At 58.2% G+C, this 25,327-nt stretch carries 24 protein-coding genes; 18 read left to right on the plus strand and 6 right to left on the minus strand.

The annotated features are described in order from the left end of the window. Positions 1-16 precede the first annotated feature (16 nt). From RUE5091_RS09640 to RUE5091_RS09650, 3 genes are all read left to right on the plus strand, one after another. Positions 17-985 carry an ABC transporter substrate-binding protein gene (locus RUE5091_RS09640; RefSeq protein WP_058281681.1) on the plus strand — a complete coding sequence of 323 codons (969 nt, stop codon included), beginning with the start codon at positions 17-19 and terminating at the stop codon, positions 983-985. Between the two features lie 63 nt (positions 986-1,048). Then, positions 1,049-2,098, plus strand: coding sequence for a quaternary amine ABC transporter ATP-binding protein (locus RUE5091_RS09645; RefSeq protein WP_058281682.1), 1,050 nt, complete (start codon positions 1,049-1,051; stop codon positions 2,096-2,098). 10 nt (positions 2,099-2,108) lie between these two features. Further along, positions 2,109-3,626, plus strand: a complete 1,518-nt coding sequence (locus RUE5091_RS09650) for an ABC transporter permease (RefSeq protein WP_058281683.1) — start codon at positions 2,109-2,111, stop codon at positions 3,624-3,626. 54 nt (positions 3,627-3,680) lie between these two features. Here RUE5091_RS09650 and RUE5091_RS09655 read toward each other — a convergent pair whose 3' ends face one another. Both RUE5091_RS09655 and RUE5091_RS09660 read right to left on the minus strand, forming a co-directional pair. Then, on the minus strand, positions 3,681-4,349 hold the full coding sequence (locus RUE5091_RS09655) for a cupin domain-containing protein (protein WP_058281684.1): 669 nt from the start codon (positions 4,347-4,349) through the stop codon (positions 3,681-3,683). Positions 4,350-4,429: 80 nt separating this feature from the next. Continuing rightward, the gene (locus RUE5091_RS09660; RefSeq protein ID WP_058281685.1) at positions 4,430-5,317 is read right to left on the minus strand and encodes a LysR family transcriptional regulator; all 888 of its coding nucleotides are present in this window, start codon (positions 5,315-5,317) and stop codon (positions 4,430-4,432) included. Between the two features lie 125 nt (positions 5,318-5,442). Here RUE5091_RS09660 and RUE5091_RS09665 point away from each other — a divergent pair, with 125 nt between their 5' ends. The 14 genes from RUE5091_RS09665 (at position 5,443) to RUE5091_RS09725 (ending at position 19,234) form a co-directional block, all read left to right on the plus strand. Further along, complete coding sequence (locus RUE5091_RS09665; protein ID WP_058281686.1) at positions 5,443-6,066, plus strand: glutathione S-transferase family protein; 624 nt, start codon at positions 5,443-5,445, stop codon at positions 6,064-6,066. A gap of 66 nt (positions 6,067-6,132) precedes the next feature. After that, entirely contained in the window at positions 6,133-8,193 is a 2,061-nt protein-coding gene (locus tag RUE5091_RS09670; RefSeq protein WP_082643613.1) for an FAD-binding oxidoreductase, read from the plus strand. Positions 8,194-8,283: 90 nt separating this feature from the next. Next, the gene (locus RUE5091_RS09675) at positions 8,284-9,363 is read left to right on the plus strand and encodes a PLP-dependent cysteine synthase family protein (RefSeq protein ID WP_058281688.1); all 1,080 of its coding nucleotides are present in this window, start codon (positions 8,284-8,286) and stop codon (positions 9,361-9,363) included. 69 nt (positions 9,364-9,432) lie between these two features. Then, the gene (locus tag RUE5091_RS09680; protein WP_243470755.1) at positions 9,433-11,781 is read left to right on the plus strand and encodes a fatty acid cis/trans isomerase; all 2,349 of its coding nucleotides are present in this window, start codon (positions 9,433-9,435) and stop codon (positions 11,779-11,781) included. 37 nt (positions 11,782-11,818) lie between these two features. Next, positions 11,819-12,487, plus strand: coding sequence for a PAQR family membrane homeostasis protein TrhA (gene trhA, locus RUE5091_RS09685; protein WP_058281689.1), 669 nt, complete (start codon positions 11,819-11,821; stop codon positions 12,485-12,487). A gap of 356 nt (positions 12,488-12,843) precedes the next feature. Continuing rightward, positions 12,844-13,050 (plus strand): hypothetical protein, encoded by a 207-nt coding sequence (locus RUE5091_RS23420; RefSeq protein WP_058281690.1) that lies wholly within the window; start codon positions 12,844-12,846, stop codon positions 13,048-13,050. A 57-nt stretch (positions 13,051-13,107) separates the two neighbouring features. Continuing rightward, the gene (locus tag RUE5091_RS23425) at positions 13,108-13,245 is read left to right on the plus strand and encodes a hypothetical protein (protein WP_207383726.1); all 138 of its coding nucleotides are present in this window, start codon (positions 13,108-13,110) and stop codon (positions 13,243-13,245) included. A 63-nt stretch (positions 13,246-13,308) separates the two neighbouring features. After that, positions 13,309-13,551: a hypothetical protein gene (locus RUE5091_RS09695; protein WP_058281691.1), complete on the plus strand. Its 243-nt coding sequence runs from the start codon at positions 13,309-13,311 to the stop codon at positions 13,549-13,551. Positions 13,552-13,851: 300 nt separating this feature from the next. Continuing rightward, complete coding sequence (gene bioB, locus RUE5091_RS09700) at positions 13,852-14,832, plus strand: biotin synthase BioB (protein ID WP_058281692.1); 981 nt, start codon at positions 13,852-13,854, stop codon at positions 14,830-14,832. Next, a complete protein-coding gene (locus tag RUE5091_RS09705; RefSeq protein ID WP_058281693.1) occupies positions 14,829-15,962 on the plus strand; it encodes an 8-amino-7-oxononanoate synthase in 1,134 nt (377 codons plus the stop codon). The genes bioB and RUE5091_RS09705 overlap by 4 nt, the downstream gene beginning before the upstream one ends. Continuing rightward, positions 15,959-16,579 (plus strand): dethiobiotin synthase, encoded by a 621-nt coding sequence (gene bioD, locus RUE5091_RS09710; protein ID WP_058281694.1) that lies wholly within the window; start codon positions 15,959-15,961, stop codon positions 16,577-16,579. The genes RUE5091_RS09705 and bioD overlap by 4 nt, the downstream gene beginning before the upstream one ends. Then, a complete protein-coding gene (bioA, locus tag RUE5091_RS09715; protein WP_058281695.1) occupies positions 16,576-17,862 on the plus strand; it encodes an adenosylmethionine--8-amino-7-oxononanoate transaminase in 1,287 nt (428 codons plus the stop codon). The genes bioD and bioA overlap by 4 nt, the downstream gene beginning before the upstream one ends. After that, complete coding sequence (locus RUE5091_RS09720) at positions 17,859-18,479, plus strand: pimeloyl-ACP methyl esterase BioG family protein (protein WP_058281696.1); 621 nt, start codon at positions 17,859-17,861, stop codon at positions 18,477-18,479. The genes bioA and RUE5091_RS09720 overlap by 4 nt, the downstream gene beginning before the upstream one ends. Further along, on the plus strand, positions 18,476-19,234 hold the full coding sequence (locus RUE5091_RS09725) for a methyltransferase domain-containing protein (protein ID WP_058281697.1): 759 nt from the start codon (positions 18,476-18,478) through the stop codon (positions 19,232-19,234). The genes RUE5091_RS09720 and RUE5091_RS09725 overlap by 4 nt, the downstream gene beginning before the upstream one ends. A gap of 6 nt (positions 19,235-19,240) precedes the next feature. Here the strand turns inward: RUE5091_RS09725 and RUE5091_RS09730 are convergent, their stop codons facing one another. Further along, entirely contained in the window at positions 19,241-19,849 is a 609-nt protein-coding gene (locus RUE5091_RS09730) for a GntR family transcriptional regulator (protein ID WP_058281698.1), read from the minus strand. A 265-nt stretch (positions 19,850-20,114) separates the two neighbouring features. On the opposite strand from RUE5091_RS09730, the gene RUE5091_RS09735 reads away from it, so the two are divergent. Further along, positions 20,115-21,356, plus strand: coding sequence for an acyl-CoA dehydrogenase family protein (locus RUE5091_RS09735; RefSeq protein ID WP_058281699.1), 1,242 nt, complete (start codon positions 20,115-20,117; stop codon positions 21,354-21,356). 4 nt (positions 21,357-21,360) lie between these two features. On the opposite strand, the gene RUE5091_RS09740 is transcribed toward RUE5091_RS09735, so the two are convergent. From RUE5091_RS09740 to RUE5091_RS09750, 3 genes are read right to left on the minus strand one after another with little or no spacing between them, the layout of a single operon-like run. Beyond that, positions 21,361-22,140, minus strand: a complete 780-nt coding sequence (locus RUE5091_RS09740) for a carnitinyl-CoA dehydratase (RefSeq protein WP_058281700.1) — start codon at positions 22,138-22,140, stop codon at positions 21,361-21,363. A gap of 3 nt (positions 22,141-22,143) precedes the next feature. Continuing rightward, positions 22,144-24,159, minus strand: a complete 2,016-nt coding sequence (locus tag RUE5091_RS09745) for an acetate--CoA ligase family protein (protein WP_058281701.1) — start codon at positions 24,157-24,159, stop codon at positions 22,144-22,146. A 2-nt stretch (positions 24,160-24,161) separates the two neighbouring features. Next, on the minus strand, positions 24,162-25,322 hold the full coding sequence (locus RUE5091_RS09750; RefSeq protein WP_058281787.1) for an acyl-CoA dehydrogenase family protein: 1,161 nt from the start codon (positions 25,320-25,322) through the stop codon (positions 24,162-24,164). Between the last annotated feature and the right edge of the window lie 5 nt (positions 25,323-25,327).

Consider the following 25,327-nt stretch of genomic DNA (forward strand, 5'->3'; position numbering starts at 1 on the left):
CAACGGGAGAATAAACATGAAAAAACTCACATTGACGGCAACACTGGTTCTGACCTTGGGCGCGACAACGGTGATGGCGCAGGAAAAGGTCATGGTGGGTGAACCCAGCTGGCCGGGTGCAAAGATCATGAGCCGGGTGATCGGTCAGGTCATCGAAACCCGTTTGGGTGGTGAGGTCGGTTATGCCCCCGGTGCCAACGCGGTGATTTTTGCCGCGATGGACGGTGGGCGCGGTGATATCGACGTGCATCCGGATGTCTGGCTGCCGAACCAGTCCTCGTTCACCGATGAGTATGTTGATCAGAAGGGCACGGTTGCACTGTCCTCGGGCAGTTACGAAGGTCGCGCTGGCATTTGCGTGCCGAACTACATGGTCGAAGATCACAACATCAAATCCATCTACGATCTGGCCACTCCAATGGCGCAGGAACTGTTCGATTCAGACGGTGATGGGCTGGGCGAGGTCTGGGTTGGTGCGTCCGGCTGGGCGTCGACCAATACATTCAAGGTGCGGGTGCGGGATTACGGAATCGAAACTTTCCTGACGCCGACGACCGAGGATGAGACCGTGTTCTATTCGCGGCTGAAGGATCAGGTCGATCAGCAAAAAGGGGCGGCGTTTTACTGCTATGCACCGCATTATGTGCATGCCCTCTACGACGTGACCATTCTGGAAGAGCCAGAGCACGACGCGGCCACTTATAAGATGGTACAGCCGGATCAGGATGCCGACTGGTACAACAAATCCCATGTCAGCACCGGTGAGCCGGTCAAAACCGTGACCGTGGCGCATTCCAAGTCGCTGGAACAGCGCAATCCGGCGGCGGCTTCTTTCCTGGCCAGTATCGACATGGATGCGGCCCAACTGAGCGGGTTGACCTATGAGGTCGTGGTCAAGGGCCGCGAGATTGACGAGGTCGTAGCCGAATGGATCGATGGTAACGGCGATACCGTCGATGGCTGGCTTGGTCTGAAAACCAACTAACGCAGTTGCGCCTCCGGTGTGTCGGGGGCGTCACTTAACCCAATCAACAGCGGTGAGGCCAGTATGACAGCGGATATCGCAATCGACGCAAAAGGCGTGTGGAAGGTGTTCGGCGCGCGGTCGCAGGAGGCTTTGAAAGCCATCCACAGCGAAGGGCTGAGCAAGGCCGAAGTGCTAGAGCAGTTCAACTGCGTTGTTGGTGTGGCCGATGCCAGTTTCGAAATTGAGCGTGGGGAGCTGTTCTGCGTCATGGGCCTGTCGGGGTCAGGTAAATCCACCCTCGTGCGCCATGTGAACCGGCTGCTCGAACCGACGGACGGCCATATCTATCTGGATGGTGACGATGTGATGGGTCTGAATGACGAAGGTCTGCGCGACTTGCGCAATCGCCGCGTTGCCATGGTGTTTCAAAACTTCGGCCTGATGCCGCACCGCACCGTGCGTGACAACGTGGCGATGCCGCTGGAAATTCGGGGCACTGGCAAGGCCCGCCGCTGGGAAGAGGCGGACCGGGTGTTGGAACTGGTCGAGCTGAACGGCTGGGAAGACAAATACGCCCATGAACTGTCGGGCGGTATGCAGCAGCGCGTGGGCCTTGCCCGCGCCATTGCAGCCGATCCGGAAATCCTGTTGATGGATGAGCCATTCTCGGCCCTTGACCCGCTGATCCGCAAGCAGTTGCAGGATCAGTTCATGGACCTCAGCCACAAGCTGAATAAAACGACGATGTTCATCACCCACGATCTGGACGAGGCCATTCGCATCGGCCACCGCATCGCGATTATGAAAGACGGGCGTATCGTGCAGATTGGTACGCCGGAAGAGATCATCCTCAACCCCGCCGACGATTATGTTGCCGACTTTGTGGCCGGTATATCCAAGCTCAACATGATCTTCGCCCATTCGGTGATGAAACCGGTGGATGAATTCGAGGCCCATCATGGCGAGGTGCCGGAGGACGCAAAAGAAGCGCATCCCGAGATGGATCTGTCCGATCTGATGAACCTTTGTGTCGACGGCCACGGTGTCGTCGCGGTCACGCAGGACGGCAACACGGTCGGGGTGATCAACCGCGCGGGTCTGATCCGTGCCATTCAGGACAGTCAGGCATAAGGGGACCGATATGAAACATGTTGATGTGCAACAGATCCAACCGGAAACCGCAGATCGGCTGAACGGGCTGATCGCTGATTTCGTGGGGCAGGGGCAGGCTTACTATCAGAATACATTTGCCTATATGATGCAGGCGCCGGGCTATCGGTTCACGCTGAACAAGGTCGCGGCGATTTTGGGGCCGATCTGGTTTGGCGCGCGTGGGCTGTGGTCCTGGTTTCTGGGCTTTCTGGTGCTGGAAACGCTGGCCTATATCCAGATCGGGCTGGGGCTGTTCGGTGACCTTGGCCGCGAGTTCCGTGAACGCGCCGCCCAGATTGAACAAACGTTGGAACTGCGTCGTCAGCAGATCGCAGCCGCCGAACAGACAGGTTCCGCCACATTGGATTCTTTGAAGCGCGCTGCAGAGTCGCTTGAGGGCGCTTTAGTCGGCGCGCAAGATGCCGCGCGCGGCGCGGATTCGACCGGTATGACCTATCTGGCGGTGGGTATCGTCCTGTTGCTGGCGGTCAAGTTTTTGGCTGCATCAGTGGCCAATTGGACGCTTGAGGGGCAATTTGTGCGCTGGCGTTCAGACTCAAGCGTTGCGCATGGCTGGTCGACCTCTCGGATGGTCGTCGCCGCGGTGTTGACTGGCATTGTTGTCGTGCTCTCGATGATCAAATTTGCGCAGCCAGATGCCTTGGCCGTGCTGAAGACCTTCCCGACCAACCGCGACTGGCGGCTGAATGTAGGCGACGGGGTGCAGGCGGTCTTTGAATGGACCAAAACCGCCGGGCGCGGTTTCTTTGACGGGCTGACCTATGGCATGCGCACCCTGCTGGACTGGATCGAGGTGGTACTGGTCGATACGCCTTGGCCGGTTGTGGCTCTGGTGATCATCATGTTGGCCTATCTGTCTGCCGGAGCGCGTGTGGCGATCTTTACCGGTGCGGCGCTGGCCTATCTTGGGTTGTTGGATTTCTGGGAAAAGGCGATGACCACAATTGCCCTATTGGGGGCCGCGGCGCTGATCTCGATCACTCTGGGTATCCCTTTGGGCATCTACTGTGCCCGCCGCCCACGTGCCTTCGCCATCGTGCGGCCCATTCTGGATTTCATGCAGTCGATGCCATCTTTTGTCTATCTGATCCCGGTTGTGGCCTTCATCGGATCGGGCAAGCCAGCAGGCGTCGTGGCTACGATGATTTTCGGCAGCCCGCCTGTAATCCGTTTCACCGTTCTGGGCCTGCAACAGGTGCCGGAAACCGTGCGCGAGGCCGCGCTCGCCTTTGGGGCCACTCCACGTTACCTGCTGTGGCGGGTGGACCTGCCCTTGGCGCACAAGACCATCATGGCTGGCGTGAACCAGACAATCCTGATGTCGTTGGCCATGGTCGTGGTTGCCTCGTTGATTGGGGCCAAGGGTCTGGGTGAAGACGTATTGGAGGCGCTGCAATATGCGGCGGCGGGTCAGGGCATTCTGGCCGGTCTGGCGATCTTGTTCTGTGCACTTATCCTGGATCGGATCGTAGCCGGTAGGAAATAAGGATCAGCCAGCCAATAGGAAAACCGAACAGGCCAGCCGTTGAAGTTGCAGGTGTTAAACCGCCGGTGCCTGCGCAAAAGGCAAATGGCCTGTTTTCATCCAGACTTTCGCACCGCCGGGTCCGGCCAGGGCCGACAGGTCCTGACCCTCGGGCAGGCGTAGCCAGCCATCCTTGTTCAGAACGTCGCTGCCGACCGTGATGGATCCATCAATGACCAAAAGCTCGATGCCGCCTGCCGCGTCAGACCTGAGCTCGGCACCCGGATCAAGATGGCTGTAGGTGACAATCTCGCGGTCGTCTTTGTGCAGGGCTGCGGTCGCCACGCCATTCACCGGGTCCGCCAACTCATCCGCCATGGTTTTGCGGAACTGGATGCGGTCGTCCATGTCGAATTGCCAAAGCTTGACGAAAATAGTGCAGCCGGGTTTTGAACCGGGCGTATGGGCCGAGGTTGGGGGATTGCGCACATAGGTTCCGGCGGGGAAATCGCCGTGTTCGTCCTGAAAAACGCCGTCGAGGACGATGAATTCCTCACCCCCAGTATGCGTGTGGGCCGAGAATTTGCTGCCCGGCGCGTAGCGTACGATGGTGGTGGCGCGGGCAACTTCGCCGCCGATCCGGTCCAACATGCGCCGGTCTACGCCTTTCATGGGTGAGGCTTGCCACTCAAGCTGATCAGAGTGAACTACGACACGGGAAGAAAAATCCGAGTTGAGTTCCATGGAGTAGATTCCTTTCAGCTTTAGCCATAGGGCTGGGTGCACTCGGGTACGTTTGGGTCATCCCCTTAGATGGGTGTCCGTTACTCTCCGCGCAACTGCTTCACCAGATAGTCAATCAGCGCTCGTATGCGCGCGGTCAGGTGCCGGTTTTGCGGGTAGGCGGCGTAAAGTCCCAATGATATCGCCTCTTGCGCTTCAAACAGCAGTTGCAGGCGGCCCGAGTCCAGAAATGGCCGTGCCGTGTACAATGGGAAACGCCCGATCCCCAGCCCATCCGCCGCCATATGCGCCACGGCGCGCGGAGAGTTCGCGCGGAAATTGCCGGACACCGGAACCGAGTATTCTCCGTCTGACCCTTTGAACGCCCAATGGTCGATCGTGTTGCCAGTGGTCTGCAGCAGGCAATTATGGGTGGACAAAGCAGTCGGCTGTTGCGGGGTTCCGTGTTGCGCAAGATAGTCGGGCGACACACAGCAGACGATCCGCATATCCGTCAGTTTGCGCGCCACAAGGTTTGAATCCTTCAATGCCCCGAAACGAATGGCAAGGTCATACCCTTCCTCGACCATCGAGACGTGATGATCCGACAGGTGCAACTCGATCGAAACCTTCGGATGGTCGGTCTGGAACGGTCTCAGCAGGTGGATCAACTCGGCCGAGCCGAAGCCGGTTGGTGCAGTGATCCGTATACGCCCTGCCAGCTCGGTCTGTCGTTGCTGGACCAGACCTTCCAGTTCATCAAACTGCTCAAGCAGGGGCAGGCAGCGTTCGTAGTAAGACCGCCCGGTATCCGTCAGCGTGACGCTGCGTGTAGTGCGGTTGAACAGTTGCGCGTTTAGCCGATCTTCAAGTTGGCCGACATATTTGCTGGCCAGTTTGGTGCTGATGCCGATCTGTCTTGCGCCCTCGGTGAAGGACGAATGTGCCGCCACTGCCGCAAAGGCGCGCATGCCCTGAATTGTATCCATTGTCTACATATCATTCATAGTAATTTACCGAATGGGTATATTATCGCCCGATAGAAAGCAAACTAGTTTGGTGCACAGATGCTGACCCTCAGCCGATCCCCTTCAATCAGAGAAAGAGCTTTCAGATGTCCAACGCGATCCGAATTCACAGTTTCCCCCTGTCTGGCCACGCACATCGTGCCGTCCTGTTTGCCAACCTTGCCGGTATCAATCATGACGTCATCGACGTGGATCTTGCCGGCGGTGAACATAAGCGCGAGCCTTTTCTGTCTCTGAACCCAGCTGGTCAGGTGCCGGTTCTTGAAGATGGCGACGTGGTCGTCAGCGACAGTAACGCCATTCTGGTCTATCTTGCCCGCAAATACGCGCCCTCTTACCTGCCGACGGACCCGGCGCGTGAGGCCGAAGTGCAGAAATTCCTGACCCTTGCTGCGGGTGAGATTGCCTTTGGCCCTGCTGCAGCGCGCCTGATCAACGTCTTCAATGCGCCGTTGGACAAGGACTTTACCCACGCGACAGCGGCCAAAGTTTTGACCAAGCTGGATGCGCATCTCGAAGGTCGCGAGTGGCTGGTTGGCGATGCTCCGACCATCGCGGATGTTGCGATCTACAGCTATTCCGCACACGCGCCCGAAGGTGACGTTTCGCTGGAACCTTATGCAAATCTACGCCGCCTGTTGGCCAATATCGAGGCGCTGGACGGCTTTGTCCCAATGCCACGCACTGCGGCCGGCCTAAACGCGGCCTGATCCGAACACCCTTGGTCAGTTGCTTTTTTGCAGCTGGCCACAACACTCCGACGAATGAGGTCTGCCATGAACGCTCCGGTCGCATCAGATACTTCGCCCTTCCATGCAGGCGAAATGGCCATGCAGGACCGTGTTGGTAAGCGGGAGCAAATGGAGGATGTGGGCCGGAATTATATCCGCCCCTATATGCCCGATCAGCATCGAGAGTTCTTTGGCAAAATACCATTTCTGGTCGTCGGCAGCGTCGATTCCGAGGGTTGGCCCTGGGCGTCGATGGTTTCGGGCCGACCGGGTTTTATCCATTCGCCGCATGACCGTCGGCTTGATATCGATGTTCGACCTTTAGCCGACGATCCACTGAAAGATGCGCTGCAGCCCGGCGCACCGATCGGCGTTGTCGGGGTCGAACTGTCCACCCGTCGCCGCAATCGCATGAATGCGACTGTGGGTCGGGTCGAAGACGGTGGGTTCTCACTGGATGTGGTGCAATCGTTCGGGAATTGTCCGCAATACATCCAAACCCATGATGTTACCTTTGTCCGCGAGCCCGGGATCCCTATCACCCGCCGCCCCGCCGACAGGTTCCATGAGTTGGACGCACAGGCCCGGGGCACGATCGCGAAGGCGAATTCGTTCTATGTTGCCAGCCACGCCAGCACTGAGGATAGCACGGGTGTCGATGTTTCGCATCGGGGCGGTCGGTCGGGGTTTGTTCATGTGAAAGGCAACAGCCTGCTGGTGCCGGATTTCGCGGGCAATAACTTTTTCAACACGCTGGGCAATTTTCTGGTGAACCCGCAGGCGGGTCTTTTGTTCCCTGATTATCAGACCGGCGATGTGCTGATGCTGACCGGAACGGTCGAGGTGCTGTCTGAAGACCACCCTGATATTGTGGGTTTCCATGGCGCAAGCCGGGGCTGGTGGTTTCATCTGGATCGCGGACTGCGCATTCATAATGCATTGCCATTTAGGGCTGAATTTCTTGAGTTTTCGCCTAACAGCCTGATGGCGGATGACTGGAAGACAGTAGAGACCAGGCAAGAAGCCGAAGCGCTGCGCCGTCAGTGGCGATCCCTGCGCGTGGTTGCGGTTCAGGATGAAAGCGACGTGATCCGGTCTTTCACATTTGAGGCTACGGATGACTTGCCTCTGTTGCAGTTTGAGGCGGGTCAGTTTCTGACCCTGCGCGTAAGCCCTGAGGGCGCGGCTCCGATGACCCGCACCTATACAGTTTCCTCAGCGCCCGGTGATGCGGGATACCGGATATCTGTAAAACGCGAGCCGGGTGGGGTGGTGTCGAACCATTTGCACGACACGCTGTCGGTTGGCGATCTGGTCGAGGTCAAAGCTCCGAAAGGTCAGTTCTTTCTGGACGTGGCCGAGACTCGCCCGGCCGTGCTGTTCGCGGGCGGGGTTGGCATCACACCGATGATGTCAATGACCGGACATGTGATGAACGAAGGCGCGCGAACCCGACACATGCGCAACTTGACCATATTTCACGCCGCGCAAACCGTGGCGCAGCGCGCTTTTCACGCCGATCTGCGTCAAGCGTCGGCCAACAGCGGAGGCAAGATCCGTTATGTCTCGGTTGTTTCTCAGCCCGAGGAAGGTACGCACGAGGGGGTGGAGTTTGACGCCAAAGGCTACATCACGCCCGAACTGATCCGTGAAACGCTGCCGTTGAATGACTACGACTTCTATCTTTGCGGCCCGGCCACCTTTATGCAGGCAATTTATGACATGTTACGTAATCTGGGGGTGCGTGATGACCGTGTTTTTGCCGAAGCCTTTGGTCCGGCTGCATTGACGCGGCGCTCTGACGGAAAAGTGCCTACATTCCAGCCTGAACCCGAGGCTGAAGCAGCCAAAGTCAAGTTCAAATCCAGCAATCAAATGGCACAATGGGTAAAAGGCGACCCGACCTTGCTGGACGTGGCCGAGGCACAAGGTTTGACACCCACCTTTTCCTGTCGGTCAGGATCGTGCGGCAGCTGTCTGACCCGCAAGATTGCCGGTAAGGTTGCCTATCGCACAGAACCGACTGCCGAGCATTCAGAAGACGAGGTTCTGATCTGTTGCGCCGTGCCCGCCAAAGGTTCGGATACGGTGGTGCTGGACCTCTGAGGCACATAACCGCAGACAGGTTTTCGGGACATTGTCATGACTGCCGGGTAGAAAGGTCTGCAATCACCCGTGATCATGTAAGGAAACCCAATGACCGACGCCAAAATCAGAACCACATCGGGCAATGGCCGTATCTTTGACAGTGTGCTCGACACGATTGGGAACACACCCACGATCCGCGTTAACAACCTGGGGCCCGAGGGCGTCAACCTGTTCGTGAAGTTTGAGGCGTTCAACCCCGCCGGATCGGTCAAGGATCGCCTTGCCGTCAATATCATAGAGGCCGCCGAACGCAGCGGCGCCCTGAAGCCCGGCCAAACGGTTGTAGAGGCCACCAGCGGCAACACTGGTATCGGTTTGGCGTTGGTCTGTGCGCAAAAGGGCTATCCGCTGGTGGTGACCATGGCCGAAAGCTTTTCGACCGAGCGTCGCCGCCTGATGCGCATGATGGGCGCCAAGGTTGTGCTGACGCCAAAGGTGGAAAAAGGCTTTGGCATGTATCGCAAGGCCGCCGAACTGGCTGAAGAACACGGCTGGTTTTTGGCCCGTCAGTTCGAAACGCAGGCCAATGCCGAGATTCACGCTGCAACAACCGCACAGGAAATTTTGGGTGATTTTAAAGGTGATCGTCTGGATTACTTTGTGACGGGTTATGGTACTGGCGGTACGGTCACCGGGGTGTCGCGAGTTTTGCGCGCTGAGAGTCCAGATACCAAAATCATCCTCTCCGAACCTGCCAACGCCCAACTGGTGGGAAGTGGCATCGCGACCGAGCGGGGCAAGGACAGCGACCCCGTTTCCAGCCACCCGGCTTTCGAACCGCATGTGATACAGGGCTGGACACCTGATTTCATCCCTGCGGTTCTGCAGGAAACCATCGACAACAGCTATTTCGATGAGCTGATCCCCGTGGCAGGTCCGGCAGGCGTTGAATGGGCGCAGAAACTGGCCAGCCAGGAAGGTATCCTGACCGGTATTTCCGGTGGCGCGACATTTGCCGTCGCAATGCAGATTGCCGAACAGGCCGCCCCCGGCGCGTCGGTGCTTTGCATGCTGCCCGATACGGGTGAACGGTATCTGAGTACACCGCTGTTCGACGATTTCCCGGTTGAGATGACAGAAGAAGAGGCCGCGATCTCACGCTCGACACCCGGATATCACATCGGCTGACGCCAAGGCCTAGCTTGCCTAACGCCCCTCGTAACTGCAATGATATTGGCAGGTTACGGGGGAGCGCCGATGCGAAAAGGTCTATTGCCGCTGCAAGCTGTAATGGTGATGGCTGTGTCCATCACTGGCGTCTTCACCTTTGAAGCTTGGGCGCAGGAAACAGCTACCCCCGTTGCGCAGGACCAGAACTGGGCCGATGTGAAAACGATCATGGACCGCCGCTGTGTTGTTTGCCACAGCTGCTATGATGCGCCCTGTCAGTTGAAACTTACCTCGCCCGAGGGCGTTTTGCGCGGGGCCAGCAAACAGGCGGTCTACCATACTGAGCGTCTGACGGATGCCCAACCCACTCGGCTGGGGATCGATGCGCAAACTGTCCCCGAGTGGCGCGCGCTGGGGTTTCATACGGTGACCAGCGATCCGGAACAGGCCGATACTCCTGGCCTGCTTGAGCGATATCTTGAACTTGGGCGCGAAAAGCCGATGCCGGAAAACGCGCCGTTACCGGATGCGTTGGGTCTGGCGCTGGATCGCCCTCTGGTCTGTCCGACATCAGATGAATTCGACCAGTTCAGCCGCGATCATGCACTTGCGGGAATGCCCTATGGCACAGCGCCCCTTGCAGATACCGAATATCAGGCTCTCATGACCTGGTCGCGCAGCGGTGCACCGCTGCTCTCTGTTCCAATTGGCATTCCCGCAGAGGTTCAGGATCAGATCTCGCAGTGGGAGGCGTTCCTAAATTCAAATGATCCGCGCAGCCAGTTGATGAGCCGCTACCTGTATGAACACCTTTTCCTGGCCCGTCTCCACTTTCAGGGTGATGCCCCAAGGCGGTTCTTCCAGCTTGTCCGCTCGACCACCGCGCCCGGTGAGGCCGTCGACATTATCGCCTCGCGGCGGCCATTCGACGATCCGGGGGCGGACGCGTTTTACTATCGCTTGCAGCAGAGTACGGAAACGATCGTGCACAAGGAACATCTGGTCTATTCGATCGGGCCGGACCGCATGGCACGATATCGACAGCTGTTTCTGGACCCTGAATGGACGCTGGCCGAACTACCTGCCTATGGCGATGCGGAGGGCGGCAACCCCTTCAGTACTTTCATGAAAATGCCCGCCAAAAGCCGCTATCAGTTTCTGTTGGACGATGCGCTGTTCTTTGTCCGCAGTTTCATCCGTGGTCCGGTCTGCCACGGCGAGACCGCAGTTGATGTGATCGAGGATCGGTTCTGGGTCAGCTTCCTTGATCCGGATGCGGATTTGTCAATCGCGGACCCCAGCTTTCTGAAAGACGGGGCAGCCTATCTGGAACTTCCCGTGTCCGAGGCCGACGCGGGTGCTCTGGGCGCGTTGCCGGGGTTCTCGCACAGGAACCAGGTTCGGTATCTCGAGTTCCGAGATGCGCGATACAAAGACGCCCCGATATATCAGACCGGGTTTGACTACGGTTCGATCTGGGATGGCGACGGCACCAATCCCAACGCTCTGATCACCGTGTTCCGCCATTTCGACAACGCCTCGGCCATGACCGGGTTTCATGGTGACATTCCCGAAACCGCTTGGGTACTCGATTTCCCAATATTCGAACGCATCAACTATGATCTAGTAGCAGGCTACGACGTCTTTGGTCGGGTCGAGCATCAGCTGACCACACGGCTTTATATGGATGAACTGCGGATGGAGAGTGAGGATACGTTCCTGTTTTTCATGCCCAAGGATGTCCGGTCACAGATGCATAAAAGCTGGTATCAGGGCACGCTGGCGGAATGGCACACCTATTGGCACCGCCGCCACGTCGATGGAAATTTTCCCACCGGTATTACTTTTGAAACCTCATCGCCCAAGCAAGAGTTTCTTTTGACCCTGCTTGAACGCGGTAACGGGTTGTGGGCCACCAATGATCCGATTAACCGATGTACAGAAGGTGAATGTTCCAAAGATTACTCAGAAATTGCATTGCGCGAACTGGCAGATCAAACCGGTGATTGGGTGAAATACCTGCCGGACCTGTCGGTTCTTGTGGTCGAGAACAATGGTGGCACGACTGAGCTTTTTACCCTGGTTCATGACAAGGCGCATTTTAACGTTGCGTTCCTGTTTGATGAAATAGCTCGTCGAAATCCTGAGGCGGATGAGGTGACTATCCTACCGGGTCTGATTGGCAGTTACCCAAACTTCTACTTTCACGTCGGGCAGAATCAGTTGGCAGGGTTCAATACAGCGCTCAAGTCTATCCGATCACAGAGCGATTATTTGGCTGCGGTGGCCCAATACGGCGTGCGCCGGACCAGTCCTGATTTCTGGGTACTCAGCGACCTGATTTACGAAATGTTCCTGGAGCAAAAACCAATTCAGGCAGGGGTGTTCGATCTGAACAGGTACAAAGACCCTAAACCGAATGATGATCCCACCTGAACTTGTCCTGCTAGGACCCGGCCCCTAAATTTGAACTATGTGGTCTTTTGCAGAAATCCGCCCGGCCTATACCCGGGCAGAGCGTATCAGTGACGGGGTTGTGCACGTGCTAGGCGTGGCCGCAGCCCTCGTCGCCGTGCCGGTTCTGATCACAGTAACTGCCCAGCACCGATCCGAACCCCAGGCCGTTCTGGGCGTTTCGGTCTACGGAGCAACGTTGGTGTTGATGCTGACATTGTCTGCCCTCTACAACATGGTCGAAAATGACAGATGGTCTGACTTTCTGCGTCGCCTCGATCATTCGGGCATCTATGTCAAGATCGCCGGAACCTACACGCCATTCGTTTTACTGTCGGGTGGGCAGGCTTCGGGGCTTTTGATCGGGCTGTGGTCTTCCGCGACGTTGGGTTCGACATTGAAGCTGATCGACCCAAACCGATTTCGATGGTTTGGTCTGGCTCTGTATCTGATGATGGGGTGGGCCATTGTCTGGGCCGGGCAGCCCATGTTGGCCGAGCTACCACCTTCAATTGTCTGGCTGATGTTGGCAGGCGGTCTCGTCTATACTGTTGGTGTGGCATTCTATCTTTTGGATAGCCTGCCTTTTCACAACACCATCTGGCATATGTTTGTACTAGTCGGAAGTGCGCTGTTTTTTATCGCGATTTCCACACGAATTCTGTCAACGCCGAACGCGTTTTCCTGAGGTTTCCTCTCGGCATTTGGGGGGTGTACTTCGCTGCATCGCGTGCAATCGTTTGTTTGATGCAGGTGCTGAACATCTACTTTTTCCGCGGGTGCTGAGTCCGAACGTCAGGAAATACTTTTGCACAATTGTGGGTTGATTTATTGATATAATAATTGACGGAAAGAGTCGGAATTAACGAGAATCCCCTATGCTCTAAACCACTTTCTATTTCACTTCGGCTCTTGTTGCTGCCGCAGTTCTTGGCAGCGCAGTGGTTGCCGATCTGGCTTATGGCCCCTTTCCGGTAACCGTAAAAAGTTATGAGGGCGACAAGGCCGACTTGATTTCTTACTCCGGACAAAATCGCACACCACGTGCTGCATGACAGCCTGAAGAAAGCAGCGGCCAAGGGCGACAGAGGCAACAATGCAGCCGACGTCGAAGCGCTGATGTTGGCCTATTTCAATGGATCCGAAGAAGACCAAGAAATCATCGCTCCGGGTGCGAAATACGGTATTCCGGTCAAGCAATCGACCGTGAACGAAATTTCCAAAGGCAATAACATCTCAGGCAAGTTCTAAAATAGCGCCATGCCTGCGTGGACCGGCAATCAGTCGGGCGTCGACGTGGCGCTGTAGATGATCAAGATGGCTGCCGCATCCGAGCAGGGCTATAACCTGCTGCCCGGTATGGATTGGGGTCAGTTGATCTCGAAATTCACGCTGGGCGCGCTGGCTGAAAAGCTGGGTGAAACCGCCTCGGCTGAAACCGACTAAGGGTCATCTGATCCAGCGCAGGCGGCCCCTTTGGTCGCCGGGCATAGTATTGAAAGAGACCCCTTGGAATTTCTGGATCACATAAGCACGGCCCTTGCTGACTTTACCAATCCCAAGAAGCGTATCTTCGTTGGGTATTTGTTCCTCACTGTCCTGATCGCGTTTGTTTGGTTGGTCGCCGCGCGTCGATCATCCATGCGGGCGGCCTTGCGCGAAGTATTTGACCGCAAGATCCTGTTCTCGCCTTTGCGATCTGGGATTGGCTGTTTGGATCGCTGCATTTGTCGGAAAAAGACCGAAGCCTGACATTTGGGCTGAAGCCATCCGAAGCCCATGCTTCGAAATTGATCGATATCTATTTTCGTCCCTTCCGGGACATTGCCAATATCCTGCACCGACGGGTCAAAAAGCTGAGGAGCCTTCTTCGCTCTTCCCGGACTGAGCGCGACCCAATCGTCCAAGCCCACACAAAGGTGAATTTTTCGCGTTAGACCTGCGAAACAAGACGCGCAGGCCGGCGCTGACGGGAGAGATTTAAGTTGTAGTTTTTCTATTTATCGATATTAGAAATAGCAGGCATGGAGTTTTGGACAGATTATCGATAAAATGAAAAACACCTCCCCCACTTGGACCCGCGAGGCGGCGCAGGCCGTATATGATCTTCCCCTGATGGACCTGCTGTTCCGCGCGCAGACCGTGCATCGCGAGAACTTTGACCCCAACAAGATCCAGACCTCTAAGCTGCTGTCAATCAAGACAGGTGGCTGCGCCGAGGATTGCTCCTATTGCTCGCAATCGGCGCGTAACGGCTCGAAACTATCGGCGTCGAAACTGATTGAGGTTCAGCGTGTGCTGACCGAGGCCCGCAAGGCCAAGGACGGCGGTGCGACCCGGTTCTGCATGGGCGCGGCCTGGCGCGAACCGAAAGACCGCGACATGGATGCACTGGTGGCCATGGTTGAAGGGGTCCGTGAGCTAGGCATGGAGACCTGCATGACCCTGGGCATGCTGGACGACAACCAGGTGTTTCGCCTGCGCGACGCGGGATTGGATTATTACAACCACAACATCGACACGTCCGAACGCTATTACCCCGAGGTGATCACCACCCGTACTTTCGCTGACCGGATCGACACGATGAACCGCGTTCAAGACGCCGGAATCAAGGTGTGTTCCGGCGGTATCCTCGGGATGGGAGAGGAGGTCGGCGACCGCCTCGATATGCTGGTTACGCTGGCCAATATGGGCCCTGCGCCTGAATCGGTGCCGATCAACATGTTGATGCCGCAGGAAGACACACCGCTGGCCGATGCCAAGCCGATTGATCCAATCGAGTTCGTGCGTGTGATCGCCACCGCTCGCATCATGATGCCAAAATCCTATGTCCGCCTGTCCGCCGGGCGCAGTGATATGACCGATGAGCATCAGGCCATGTGTTTCTTCGCCGGGGCGAACTCGATCTTTGTGGGGGAAACGCTGCTGACGGCCGAGAACCCCGAAGAAGATACGGACTCGATCCTCTTTGCCAAACTGGGGCTGGAAGCTGAAACCGTGGCTGGGCAAAGCTGCGCGGAAGCTGCTGAATGAGAGCATTGGGTCGCCTGAACGCGATGCTTGAAACGCTGGGCGCCCGGCATCGCCGCCGGGTGCTGGCCCCGAGGCATGGGCTGGACTTTGCCTCGAATGATTATCTGGGTCTGGCGGCATCTCCGCTGGTGAAAAATGCCGCACAAGAGGCGCTGCATCGCGGCGCGCCGCTGGGATCGGGCGGATCGCGGTTACTGCGGGGCAATCACACGGAACACGAAGCGCTGGAGGCCGAAGCCGCCGCGTTTTTCGACGTCGAGGCCGCCTTGTTTATGGGCGGTGGGTTTCAGGCCAACCAGGCGATTTTTTCGACCCTTCCCGCCGCTGGCGACCTGATCCTTTATGACGAACTGGTTCATGCTAGCGCCCATGAAGGCATGCGTATGGGCCGGGCCGACACGCGGGTCTTTGCCCATAACGATGTTGCTGACGCCCGTCGTGCTATTGCTGATTGGCAAACGACGGGTGGGTCGGGTCAAATCTGGATCGCAGTGGAAAGCGTCTATTCGATGGAAGGCGATCTTGCGCCCTTAGGCGCGCTGTCCGATCTGGCCGTCGAACAGGATGCCGTGCTGGTCGTGGACGAAGCCCATGCCACCGGCGTATTCGGACCGCGTGGCAAAGGTCTGGCGCATGGGTTGAAGGCCGAGCTAATGACGCTGCACACCTGTGGCAAGGGATTGGGCGTATCGGGTGGTTTGATTTGTGGGCCGCGCGTGATGATCGACGCGCTGATCAACCGGGCGCGCCCGTTCATATTTGCAACCGCACCGTCGCCGTTTAACGCAGCTCTGGTACGGGCGGTGTTGGAACATTTGCAATCAGATACCGGTCTTACAGACGCGGCAAACGCCCGCTTGCAGCATGCCCATGCAGAGGCGCGACGTAATGGCGTGCCGCAAAGTGTGCTGAACAGCCAGATCATCCCGGTCATTCTGGGCGACGAGGCGCAAACGATGAAGATGGCAGCGACCCTGCAGACGCAAGGCTTTGACGTGCGCGGCATCCGTCCGCCCACCGTTCCACGCGGCACGTCGCGGCTGCGGGTTTCGATCACTGGCAATGTTTCCAAGACGGATATTACCGCACTATTCGAAACGCTTGCGCAGCATCAAAGCGAGGCCGCATGAGTACCGTCATCGTGGTCGGAACGGATACCGGCATCGGAAAAACCGTTTTCGCAGCGGGCCTGACCGCCGCGCTTGGCGCGCGATACTGGAAGCCCGTGCAATCGGGGCTGGAAGAGGCCACCGACTCGGAAACCGTCAAAACACTGACCGGAGCCGAAGTACTGCCCGAGGCATACCGGCTGAATATGCCCGCCTCGCCGCATCTCTCGGCTGAGGATATGGGGATTGAGATCGACCCGTCTCGCCTGACCTTACCGCAGGTCTCGGGCCATTTGGTGGTCGAAGGCGCGGGTGGCTTGATGGTGCCGTTGAATCGTCAGGTCTTTTTCCTGGATGTAATTGCTCAGTGGCAGGCCCCGGTTGTGCTGGTGGCGCGTACTGCACTGGGTACGATCAACCACACCAGCCTGTCTTTGTTGGCGCTGCGCAATGCCGGGTGTAATGTGGTTGGTGTTGCTTTTGTTGGCAATGCTGAACCAGACGTCGAGCAGACGATTTCCCAAATGTGCAATATTTGCCATTTGGGCAGGTTGCCATTTGTTGACAACCTGTCGCGCAAAACCTTGCCCGACGCTTTCACGGCCATCGACGTTGACGATATCCGAGGTGCCCTGTGACACCGCTGGAATTTGACGCCCGCCATCTGTGGCACCCCTATACCAATGTGCTGGAACCCGGACCGATGCACCTGATCACCGGGGCGGACGGGGTTTGGCTGACGGCAGAAGACGGAACACAAATGATCGACGCCATGTCATCGTGGTGGTGTGCCGTGCATGGGCATCGTCATCCGGCCATAATCGCCGCCATGCAGGCGCAGTTGGATCAGATGCCGCATGTGATGTTTGGCGGCCTTACACATTCGCCTGCGATTGAATTGGGCCGCCAGCTGATCAGGCTGTTGCCCAACGGCCTGGACCGCATTTTTTACAGCGACAGCGGGTCGGTTGCCATCGAAGTGGCGCTGAAAATGGCAGTGCAGTATCAGATGGCGCAGGGCCATAAAGGGCGTACTCAATTCGCCACTATCCGCGGTGGTTATCACGGTGACACCTGGAAAGCGATGAGCGTTTGCGACCCGGTCAACGGTATGCATGGTATGTTCGCGGGTGCTCTGTCCGTCCAGCATTTCTTGCCGCGCCCGAATATCGCCTTTGATCAGGAGTGGTCCGAGGACGGGGACCTGAACGGGTTGAATGCACTGGAACAACTGCTAGAGGCGAAAGCCGATCAAATCGCGGGTCTGATTCTAGAACCTGTCGTGCAGGGGGCAGGAGGGATGTATTTCTATCACCCGACCTGGCTGAAACGCGCCCATGAGATGTGCAAGGCGCATGATGTGCTGGTCATCTTTGATGAGATTGCCACCGGTTTTGGCCGCACGGGTAGGCTGTTTGCTCTGCACCATGCCGATGTCGTGCCGGACCTCCTGTGTCTGGGCAAAGCGCTGACGGGCGGACATATCACTCTGGCGGCCACGGTCACGACCGAACCCGTCGCGCGCCGGATCGGTGAAAGCGAAGCCGGTGTCATGATGCATGGCCCGACCTATATGGCAAACCCGCTGGCCTGCGCGGCGGGGGCGGCCAGTCTGGAACAACTCTCGGTCCGGGATTGGCGGTCGGAAGTGGCGGATATCGCCGCGCAGATGACGCAAGAACTTGCCCCGGCGCGTGACTTTCCCGGCGTGGCGGATGTGCGGGTACTGGGTGCCATCGGTGTCATTGAGATGGAGGGCTGGGTCGACCCGTCAGTGGCACATGGTTTGGCGCTGGAAACCGGTGTCTGGCTGCGCCCGTTCGCGCGCAACATCTATTGTATGCCGCCCTATATCATCTCACCTGACGAGCTGAGCCGCGTGACCTCGGCCATGGTATCGCTGGTTCGGGGGATGTCATGAAACAGCGCTGGTTGTCCCGTACAGGCACCGCTGAGGTGCAATTGGTGTTCGGAGGCTGGGCCCTTGGCCCTGGCCCATTCCAATGCCTTACGGGCAACGCGGATGTCTTGTTTGTGGATGACTATACCCGGTTGGATGAGCCGCTGAGTGACATTTCAAACTACGACCGGGTCACCCTGATCGCGTTCTCGTTTGGCGTGGCATCGGCGGCGCATTGGCTGGCGCAGACGAAGGTGCGGCCAGACCGGTTAATCGCAATCAGCGGGACTTTGCACCCGGCCGACGTCGAACGCGGCATCGCGCCAGAAATAATCCGAGCGACGGCGGATCAGCTAAGCTCGGCTAGTTTCGCCAAGTTCTTCCGCCGTGCTGGGTTGGATGGCTCACCGCCTGAGATTGATATCGACGCAGCAAGGACCGAGCTGTACGCGATAATCAAACGCGGCCCGGCACCTGATCACAAATTCAACCGGATTTGGATACCACAGCAGGACCGGATCATTCCCACCCCGGCGCAACAGGCCGCTTGGGCAGAGCATCAAGATGCGGTCCGAACTGTTCCGACGGCGCATGTGCCATTTGCCAAAGGTCAGAGCTGGCAGGAGTGGATCGCATGAATACCCAGATGACCAGCCGTGTTCAGCGCAGTTTCAGCCGCAGTTTCCGCTCGTATCACGGGTCCGCCTGCCAGCAGGCGCGGATTGCTGAGCAGCTGGCGCAGGATTTGCAACGCGGTGGGGCTCCGACACGGTTTGCCTCGGCGCTGGAGTTCGGTTGCGGCACTGGTCATCTGACCCAAAGGCTATGCACGCGGTTCGCGTTTGATGGGCTGACAGTCAACGATTTGTCGCCCGAGGCGTATGAGACCGCCACCACATTCGGTGCCGGTTTCCTGTGCGGGGATGCAGAAACTGTCGGATGGCCTGAGAAACCTGACTTGATCGCGTCAGCGTCGATGATCCAATGGCTTCCTGATCCCGCCGTATTCCTGCGCCGCGCGGCACGGGCACTCGCCCCCGGTGGCTGGCTGGCGGTCTCTGGGTTTGGCTCATTGCAATATCAGGAACTGGTGCAGGTCGGAACGGCGGCGAAAGCGCCCGGCTTGTGTGGGCCCGAGAATTTGTCAGACGCTGTCGGTGACGTTCTGGAGGTCATTTCTGTCGGAGAGACCGAACAGCAGATGCACTTTTCCTCGCCTCGAAACGTGCTGAACCATCTGCGCAGAACCGGCGTGAACGGGCGGGCTCAGAAGCAGTGGACAAAATCCAGCTTGCTTGCCTTCAGCAACGACTACGTCCGTCAGTTTGGTGGAGAATCCGGCGTTCCGCTGACCTATCATCCAACGTGGATCATCGCTCGCAAACCCGGTTAATCTGGTTTAGGCCAACCGGGTCAGGTGGCGCTGCATGACTGAATGTGCCTTTGCCGCATCGCGATCCTTGATGGCAGCCAGAATTGCCGCATGATCCGGATCAGCGCGTGGCCGCCATTTGGCGGTATACAGGTTGTTGAAATGCCACGTGTACAGCACTTGCAGGTTCCTGATCTCGTCAATCATGCGCGGCATGTTGCAGGCGGCGATGACGGCCATATGAAAACGCTGATTGGCGTCTTCCCAATCTTCAGCAGTTCGGGCGCTGTCGCAGTCTTCGTGCACCTGTTCGATCTGCGCGAACTGCTGGGCCGTCAGGTTTGGAACGGAATGCAACAAGGCCACGGGTTCCAGCGCGCGCCGCATCACGCGCAGCTCTTGAATGGCGTTCTGGTCCATTGGCGCCACGCACATACCTCGGCGCGGCACGGCGACTGCCAACCCTTTTGATGCCAGATTCAGCAGCGCCTCGCGCACGGTGACCTGGCTGACTCCGAACTCACGCGCGATCAGGTCCTGCCGCAGCTTTTCGCAGGGTTTCAATGCGCCACGGACTATCCTGGTCAACAGTTTCTGCGCAATGTCATCCGATTTTTTGATCTGCTGCTCAGACACCTGAACCCCGTAGCTTTGGTCATATGATCAGACGATTATCGCTCTGCAAGGTAATGGGCAACAGGTGATGGTTGTCGTCGCAACAGCTTGGTCGTTAACTCGGCCCCGCTTGGGGATACAAAATTTGGCAAGTCCTTTCGCAACCCAAGTGACCTTGCGGCAAAAACCGTTGGAAACCAACTGGCAGCTTTCACAAGTGCAGTGGGTGCGGATAGGGTACCCGCAGAGGCAACAAAGTGTTGCATCAGTCTGAAAAGGGACCGTCATGGACTTTGCCCCATCGCCACGCGCTGCGGAAATCCGCGATCAGCTGAAACGCTTTTTGCAGGCGCATATCTATCCGCGCATCCGTGCCCAAAAGGAAGAGATTGAAGCAGGCAAATTCCCGGTCTCATTCATGGAAGAACTCAAGGCGCTGGCCCGGGCCGAAGGGCTGTGGAACCTGTTCCTACCTTCCTTGCGCGACGATGAACCCGGCACGCGGCTGAGCAATCTGGAATACGCTCCGCTGGCCGAGTTGATGGGGCAGGTCAGCTGGTCTTCTGAAGTTTTCAATTGTAACGCGCCCGACACAGGCAACATGGAGTTGTTGCACATGTTCGCCACGCCCGAGCAGCGGGAGGATTGGCTGGTGCCGCTGCTGAATGGTGAAATCCGATCGGCCTTTGCGATGACGGAACCGGATGTGGCCAGTTCGGACGCCACGAATATCACCACCTCGATCCGGCGCGAGGGGGATGAATATGTCATCAACGGGCGCAAGTGGTTTATCACCAATGCCTGCCACCCGAACACCAGAATGTTCATCGTTATGGGCAAGACCGATCCCAATGCCGACAGGCATAAACAGCAAAGCATGGTGATCGTACCCAAGGACTCGCCGGGTCTAGAGATCGTTCGCAATCCGACGATCCTGAACATGCATGACCCCGAAGGCCATGCTGAGCTGCTGTTCAAGGATGTGCGTGTGCCTGTCGGCAACCTTCTGGGCGAAGCAGGTGGCGGGTTTGCTCTGGCGCAGGCGCGGTTGGGGCCGGGACGCATCCATCACTGCATGCGCTCGATCGGGGCTGCCGAGATGGCGCTGTCGCTGATGGTTGAACGCGCGCAAGAACGGAAAACCTTTGGCAAGCAGCTGTCGGACCAAGGCGTGATCCGGGAATGGATTGCGAAATCACGGCTTGAGATCGAGCAAGCTCGTTTGCTGACCCTGCAGGCGGCATGGAAGATTGATCAGGTGGGCGCCAAGGCGGCGCGGCGCGAGATTTCACTGATCAAGGTGGTGGCGCCCAACGTGCACGCCGCCGTGACCGACCGCGCGATGCAGGTATTCGGTGCCATGGGGATGACACCGGATACACCGCTGGCCGACAGCTATACATGGGCGCGGGCCCTGCGTTATGCGGACGGTCCTGATGAAGTTCACCTGCAGGCCATCGCGAAACAGGAGATCAAAGAATCCAATTTTGGCATGTCAGCGCAATGGCTGACACCGCCGCCGCGCTGAGCGACTATTTCCCCTTCCAGACCGGGTCGCGTTTCTCTGCGAAAGCCCGTGCGCCTTCCAGCTGGTCTTCGCTGGAATACAGCACATCCACTGAGCGCAGCTGGCGCTTGGTGATACGGTTCATGGCATCTTGGAACTTACTGTCCTCGGCGTCGCGCACAACCTCTTTGATCGCGGCGTAAACCAGCGGTGGACCCGAGGCCAGCAGTCGGGCCAGCTCCCATGCGCGGTCCATCAACTGGTCGGCGGCGATGGTCTCGTTCGCCAGACCCCAACGATTGGCCTCTTCAGCGTCGAACCAGCGTCCGGTCAGTAACAGCTCCATCGCGATATGATAGGGGATGCGCTTGGGCAGTTTGACGCTGGCTGCATCGGCAACCGTTCCCGAGCGAATTTCGGGCAGGGCGAATGTGGCGTGTTCGGCTGCAAGGATCATGTCGGCCGACAGGGCCAGTTCCAGACCGCCGCCACAGGCGATCCCATTCACCGCTGCAATCACCGGTTTGTTCATGTCGCGTAACTCTTGCAAACCGCCAAACCCGCCGACGCCGTAATCGCCGTCTACGGCATCACCTTCGGCGGCGGCCTTCAGATCCCAGCCGGGGCAAAAGAACTTTTCGCCTGCGCCGGTCAGAATGGCGACGCGCAACTCGGGGTCATCGCGAAATTCAGCAAAGACCTCTCCCATGATGCGGCTGGTGGCCAGATCAATAGCATTGGCCTTGGGCCGGTCCAGCGTCACCTCAAGGATCGCGCCATCGCGCCGGGTTTTGATAGGATCCATGTCTCAGGCCTTTCTAATCAGGGCATCCACTGCGACGGCCGTGTCGGGCGTGCAGAGAAGCGGGTTAATTTCGACCTCGCCAAGCGTGTCGGCATTTTGCATGACATAATCCTGAACGGCCTGAACTGCGGTAATAATCGCATCCATATCAGCCGCTGGTTGGCCACGATAGCCTGCAAGCAATGGGGCGATTTTCAACTTTGCCAGTGCGGCGCGGACATCGTCGGATGTGCTGGGCACCAACAGCGACGCGGTATCGCGCAGCACTTCTGTCAGAACGCCGCCCGCGCCCAAGGTCAAGACATAGCCATGCGCGGGATCACGGACCACGCCGATCAACAGTTCGGCCACGGCGCCTGTAATCATCTCTTCGACCAGAACCTCATCCGTTCCGATATCGGCCACCGCATCGGCCACATCCTCGGCCCGAAGGCCAAGGCGAACTGCGTCGTGTTCGGATTTGTGGGCCAACCCGACACCCTTGACAGCAAGGGGCGCTCGCATGCCCGTCGCTGCAGCGCGAGCTTCCCCAGCGCCCCGAACCGTGCGGTTCCGCGGGACGCGCACGCCACATTCTGCCAGCGCTGATTTCGCCTCGGCCTCAGTCAATGTACGCGTTGCCTCGGTCGTGCCGGGCAGGCAAACGGCGGCCTCGGCGGGTGCTTTGATCTGACCCGCTGCAAGGGTGGCGCTAAGCGCCTCCTGCAGGCCTATAAGAGGGGCGACGCCACCCGCCATAAGGTCTTGCGCGATGTTTTCGGGCAGAAGTTCGGGCAGCGTCGCCGCGATGGCGAACCGTGCACCGGTCTTGGCACGTACTTTCAACGCGGCTTGCGACGCACAGACCCAATCTGTCGGATCGGTGGTCGGATAGTCGACGATTGAGAAGGTCAAGTCGATGTCTTCGCCCGTCATTCCGGACCACGCCCACGCCATCGCTTCCTCGTCGCGCCAGATATAGGTGTGGTAGTCCAGCGGATTGTTCAGGGCGACCATCGGACCAAGCGCTTCCCGCAGGTGGGATTTCTTGTCGTTGGTCAATTGTGGGAAGGTTAATCCGGTGCCATGGGCCATATCGGCGATCAAGCTGGCCTCGCCCCCCGAGCAACTGATCGAGGCGATGTTGCCACCCGGCAATGGCCCGTAGCAGTGCAACAGTTTCAGCGTTTCCAGGAAATCAGGCAAGGCAGACAGGCGCGGTATGCCCAACCGCTCTAGCAGCGCCTGCGCCCCGGCGTCGCTGCCTGCCAGAGACGCGGTGTGCGACACGGTTGCCGCCTGCGCCTGTTCCGACGCGCCGACCTTGAGCGCTATCAGGGGGATGCCCTTTGCATGCGCCTTAGCGGCTAGCGCCTCCCACTGTTGGATATCCTTGAACCCTTCGATATGTAGGCCAACGGCGGTCACGCGCGGGTCGTCGATCAGGGCCGAGGCAATCTCGGCCTGACTGGTCTGCGCCATGTTCCCGCAGGCCACCATATAAGCAATCGGCAGCGCGCGTTTCTGCATCGTCAAGTTGATCGAGATGTTCGAGCTTTGCGTCAGGATCGCAACGCCCTTGTCCACCGGCGTCGCGCCGTGCTGATCTGGCCATAACAGCGCCCCGTCCAGCGCGTTGATGAAGCCATAGCAATTCGGGCCCAGAATGGGCATGTCCCCGGCGGCGGCTAGCAACTGCTCTTGCAGGTCCGCGCCGGTATCATCCTCGGCCACAGCCTCGGAAAAGCCCGAGGCGAAACATACCGCCCCACCGGCTCCCATGGCGGACAGCGCCTGCACCGCCTCAATCGTGGCGTGTCGGTTGATGCCGATGAATACGGCATCCGGGGCCTGTGGCAGGTCTTCCAGACGGGCGAAAACCGCGTGCCCGGCAATTTCGCTCGCCTTGGGGTGAACCGGCCAGATATGACCAACATATCCCATGCGCTCCGATTGCAGGATGACCTGCTGACACCACGCCCCGCCGCCAATGACGGCAATGGAGTTTGGGCGCAGAAGTCGGTTCAGATTTTTGCTCATCGTCAGGCGCCCAAGGGACGCAGCAGATCGCGGCTGATGATGTGGCGCTGAATCTCGCTGGTGCCGTCCCAGATACGTTCAACTCTTGCATCGCGCCAGAATCGTTCGATCGGGAAGTCATCCATCAGTCCCATACCGCCGAAAATTTGCAGTGTGGTATCCGTCACCCGCGCCAGCGTTTCGGAGGCATAGAGCTTGGCCGACGCAATCTCGCGGTTTGATGGCAGGTTCTGGTCCAGTCGCCAGGCGGCGGCGAGGGTCAGCCAGTCGGCGGCATCAATTTCGGTGATCATGTCGGCGATCTGAAATCCGACACCTTGAAACTTGCCGATGGGTTGGCCGAACTGCTTACGCTCGGCCGCATAGTTCAACGCATAGTCAAAGCACCGGCGCGCGCGCCCGACTGAAAAGGCCGCGACCGTCAGCCGGGTGGCGTAAAGCCATTCGTTCATCACCGCAAAGCCACCATCGACCTCGCCCAGAACCTGCGCATCGGGCAGGCGGCAATTGTCGAAATAGAGGATGTAGTTCTTGTAGCCCTTATGGCTGACCGAGTTGTACCCCTCGCGCACCTCGAACCCCGGCGTGCCGCGATCCACCAAAAAGGTGGTGATCCGTTTCTTCGGCCCTTTCGGGGTCTCGTCTACGCCTGTTGCGATGAACACGATGAAGAAATCCGCGTGTTCCGCGCCCGAGATGAAGTGTTTTGATCCGTTGACGACCCAGTCTCCACCATCGCGCACGGCTTGGCATTTCATGCCCCGCACGTCCGACCCGGCATCCGGTTCGGTCATCGCCAGCGCGTCCATCCTCTCGCCACGTATGGCGGGTAGCAGATACCGTTTGCGCTGTTCTTCGTTACAGGCCATCAGGATGTTTTGCGGGCGGCCAAAGAAATGAGTCAGCGCCATGGAACCACGGCCCAATTCACGCTCGACCAGTGTGAAGTCCAGGTGCGACAGGCCAGCGCCGCCGACCTCTTCGGGGAAGTTGCAGGCATAGAAGCCAAGGTCGATACATTTCTGTTTGATCTCTTCACCCAGTTCTGGCGGTACGGTTCCGCTGCGCTCGACCGCGTCCTCGTGGGGGTAGATCTCTTTCTCGACAAAGCTGCGGACCGTCGAAACGATCATTTCCTGTTCTTCGGACAAACCAAACTGCATGGCGC

Origin of the sequence: Ruegeria denitrificans (assembly GCF_001458295.1) — a bacterium.
Classification (GTDB): domain Bacteria; phylum Pseudomonadota; class Alphaproteobacteria; order Rhodobacterales; family Rhodobacteraceae; genus Ruegeria; species Ruegeria denitrificans.

Coding starts and splice junctions, on each gene's coding strand:
- RUE5091_RS09680 (WP_243470755.1), top strand. CDS start 9,433: ATGCGAAAAGGTCTATTGCCGCTGCAAGCTGTAATGGTGATGGCTGTG.
- RUE5091_RS09725 (WP_058281697.1), top strand. CDS start 18,476: ATGAATACCCAGATGACCAGCCGTGTTCAGCGCAGTTTCAGCCGCAGT.
- bioB (WP_058281692.1), top strand. CDS start 13,852: ATGAAAAACACCTCCCCCACTTGGACCCGCGAGGCGGCGCAGGCCGTA.
- RUE5091_RS09740 (WP_058281700.1), bottom strand. CDS start 22,140: ATGGATCCTATCAAAACCCGGCGCGATGGCGCGATCCTTGAGGTGACG.
- bioD (WP_058281694.1), top strand. CDS start 15,959: ATGAGTACCGTCATCGTGGTCGGAACGGATACCGGCATCGGAAAAACC.
- RUE5091_RS09705 (WP_058281693.1), top strand. CDS start 14,829: ATGAGAGCATTGGGTCGCCTGAACGCGATGCTTGAAACGCTGGGCGCC.
- RUE5091_RS09655 (WP_058281684.1), bottom strand. CDS start 4,349: ATGGAACTCAACTCGGATTTTTCTTCCCGTGTCGTAGTTCACTCTGAT.
- RUE5091_RS09640 (WP_058281681.1), top strand. CDS start 17: ATGAAAAAACTCACATTGACGGCAACACTGGTTCTGACCTTGGGCGCG.
- RUE5091_RS09735 (WP_058281699.1), top strand. CDS start 20,115: ATGGACTTTGCCCCATCGCCACGCGCTGCGGAAATCCGCGATCAGCTG.
- RUE5091_RS09650 (WP_058281683.1), top strand. CDS start 2,109: ATGAAACATGTTGATGTGCAACAGATCCAACCGGAAACCGCAGATCGG.
- RUE5091_RS09660 (WP_058281685.1), bottom strand. CDS start 5,317: ATGGATACAATTCAGGGCATGCGCGCCTTTGCGGCAGTGGCGGCACAT.
- RUE5091_RS23425 (WP_207383726.1), top strand. CDS start 13,108: ATGATCAAGATGGCTGCCGCATCCGAGCAGGGCTATAACCTGCTGCCC.
- RUE5091_RS09720 (WP_058281696.1), top strand. CDS start 17,859: ATGAAACAGCGCTGGTTGTCCCGTACAGGCACCGCTGAGGTGCAATTG.
- trhA (WP_058281689.1), top strand. CDS start 11,819: ATGTGGTCTTTTGCAGAAATCCGCCCGGCCTATACCCGGGCAGAGCGT.
- RUE5091_RS09645 (WP_058281682.1), top strand. CDS start 1,049: ATGACAGCGGATATCGCAATCGACGCAAAAGGCGTGTGGAAGGTGTTC.
- RUE5091_RS09675 (WP_058281688.1), top strand. CDS start 8,284: ATGACCGACGCCAAAATCAGAACCACATCGGGCAATGGCCGTATCTTT.
- RUE5091_RS09670 (WP_082643613.1), top strand. CDS start 6,133: ATGAACGCTCCGGTCGCATCAGATACTTCGCCCTTCCATGCAGGCGAA.
- RUE5091_RS09750 (WP_058281787.1), bottom strand. CDS start 25,322: ATGCAGTTTGGTTTGTCCGAAGAACAGGAAATGATCGTTTCGACGGTC.
- RUE5091_RS09665 (WP_058281686.1), top strand. CDS start 5,443: ATGTCCAACGCGATCCGAATTCACAGTTTCCCCCTGTCTGGCCACGCA.
- RUE5091_RS09745 (WP_058281701.1), bottom strand. CDS start 24,159: ATGAGCAAAAATCTGAACCGACTTCTGCGCCCAAACTCCATTGCCGTC.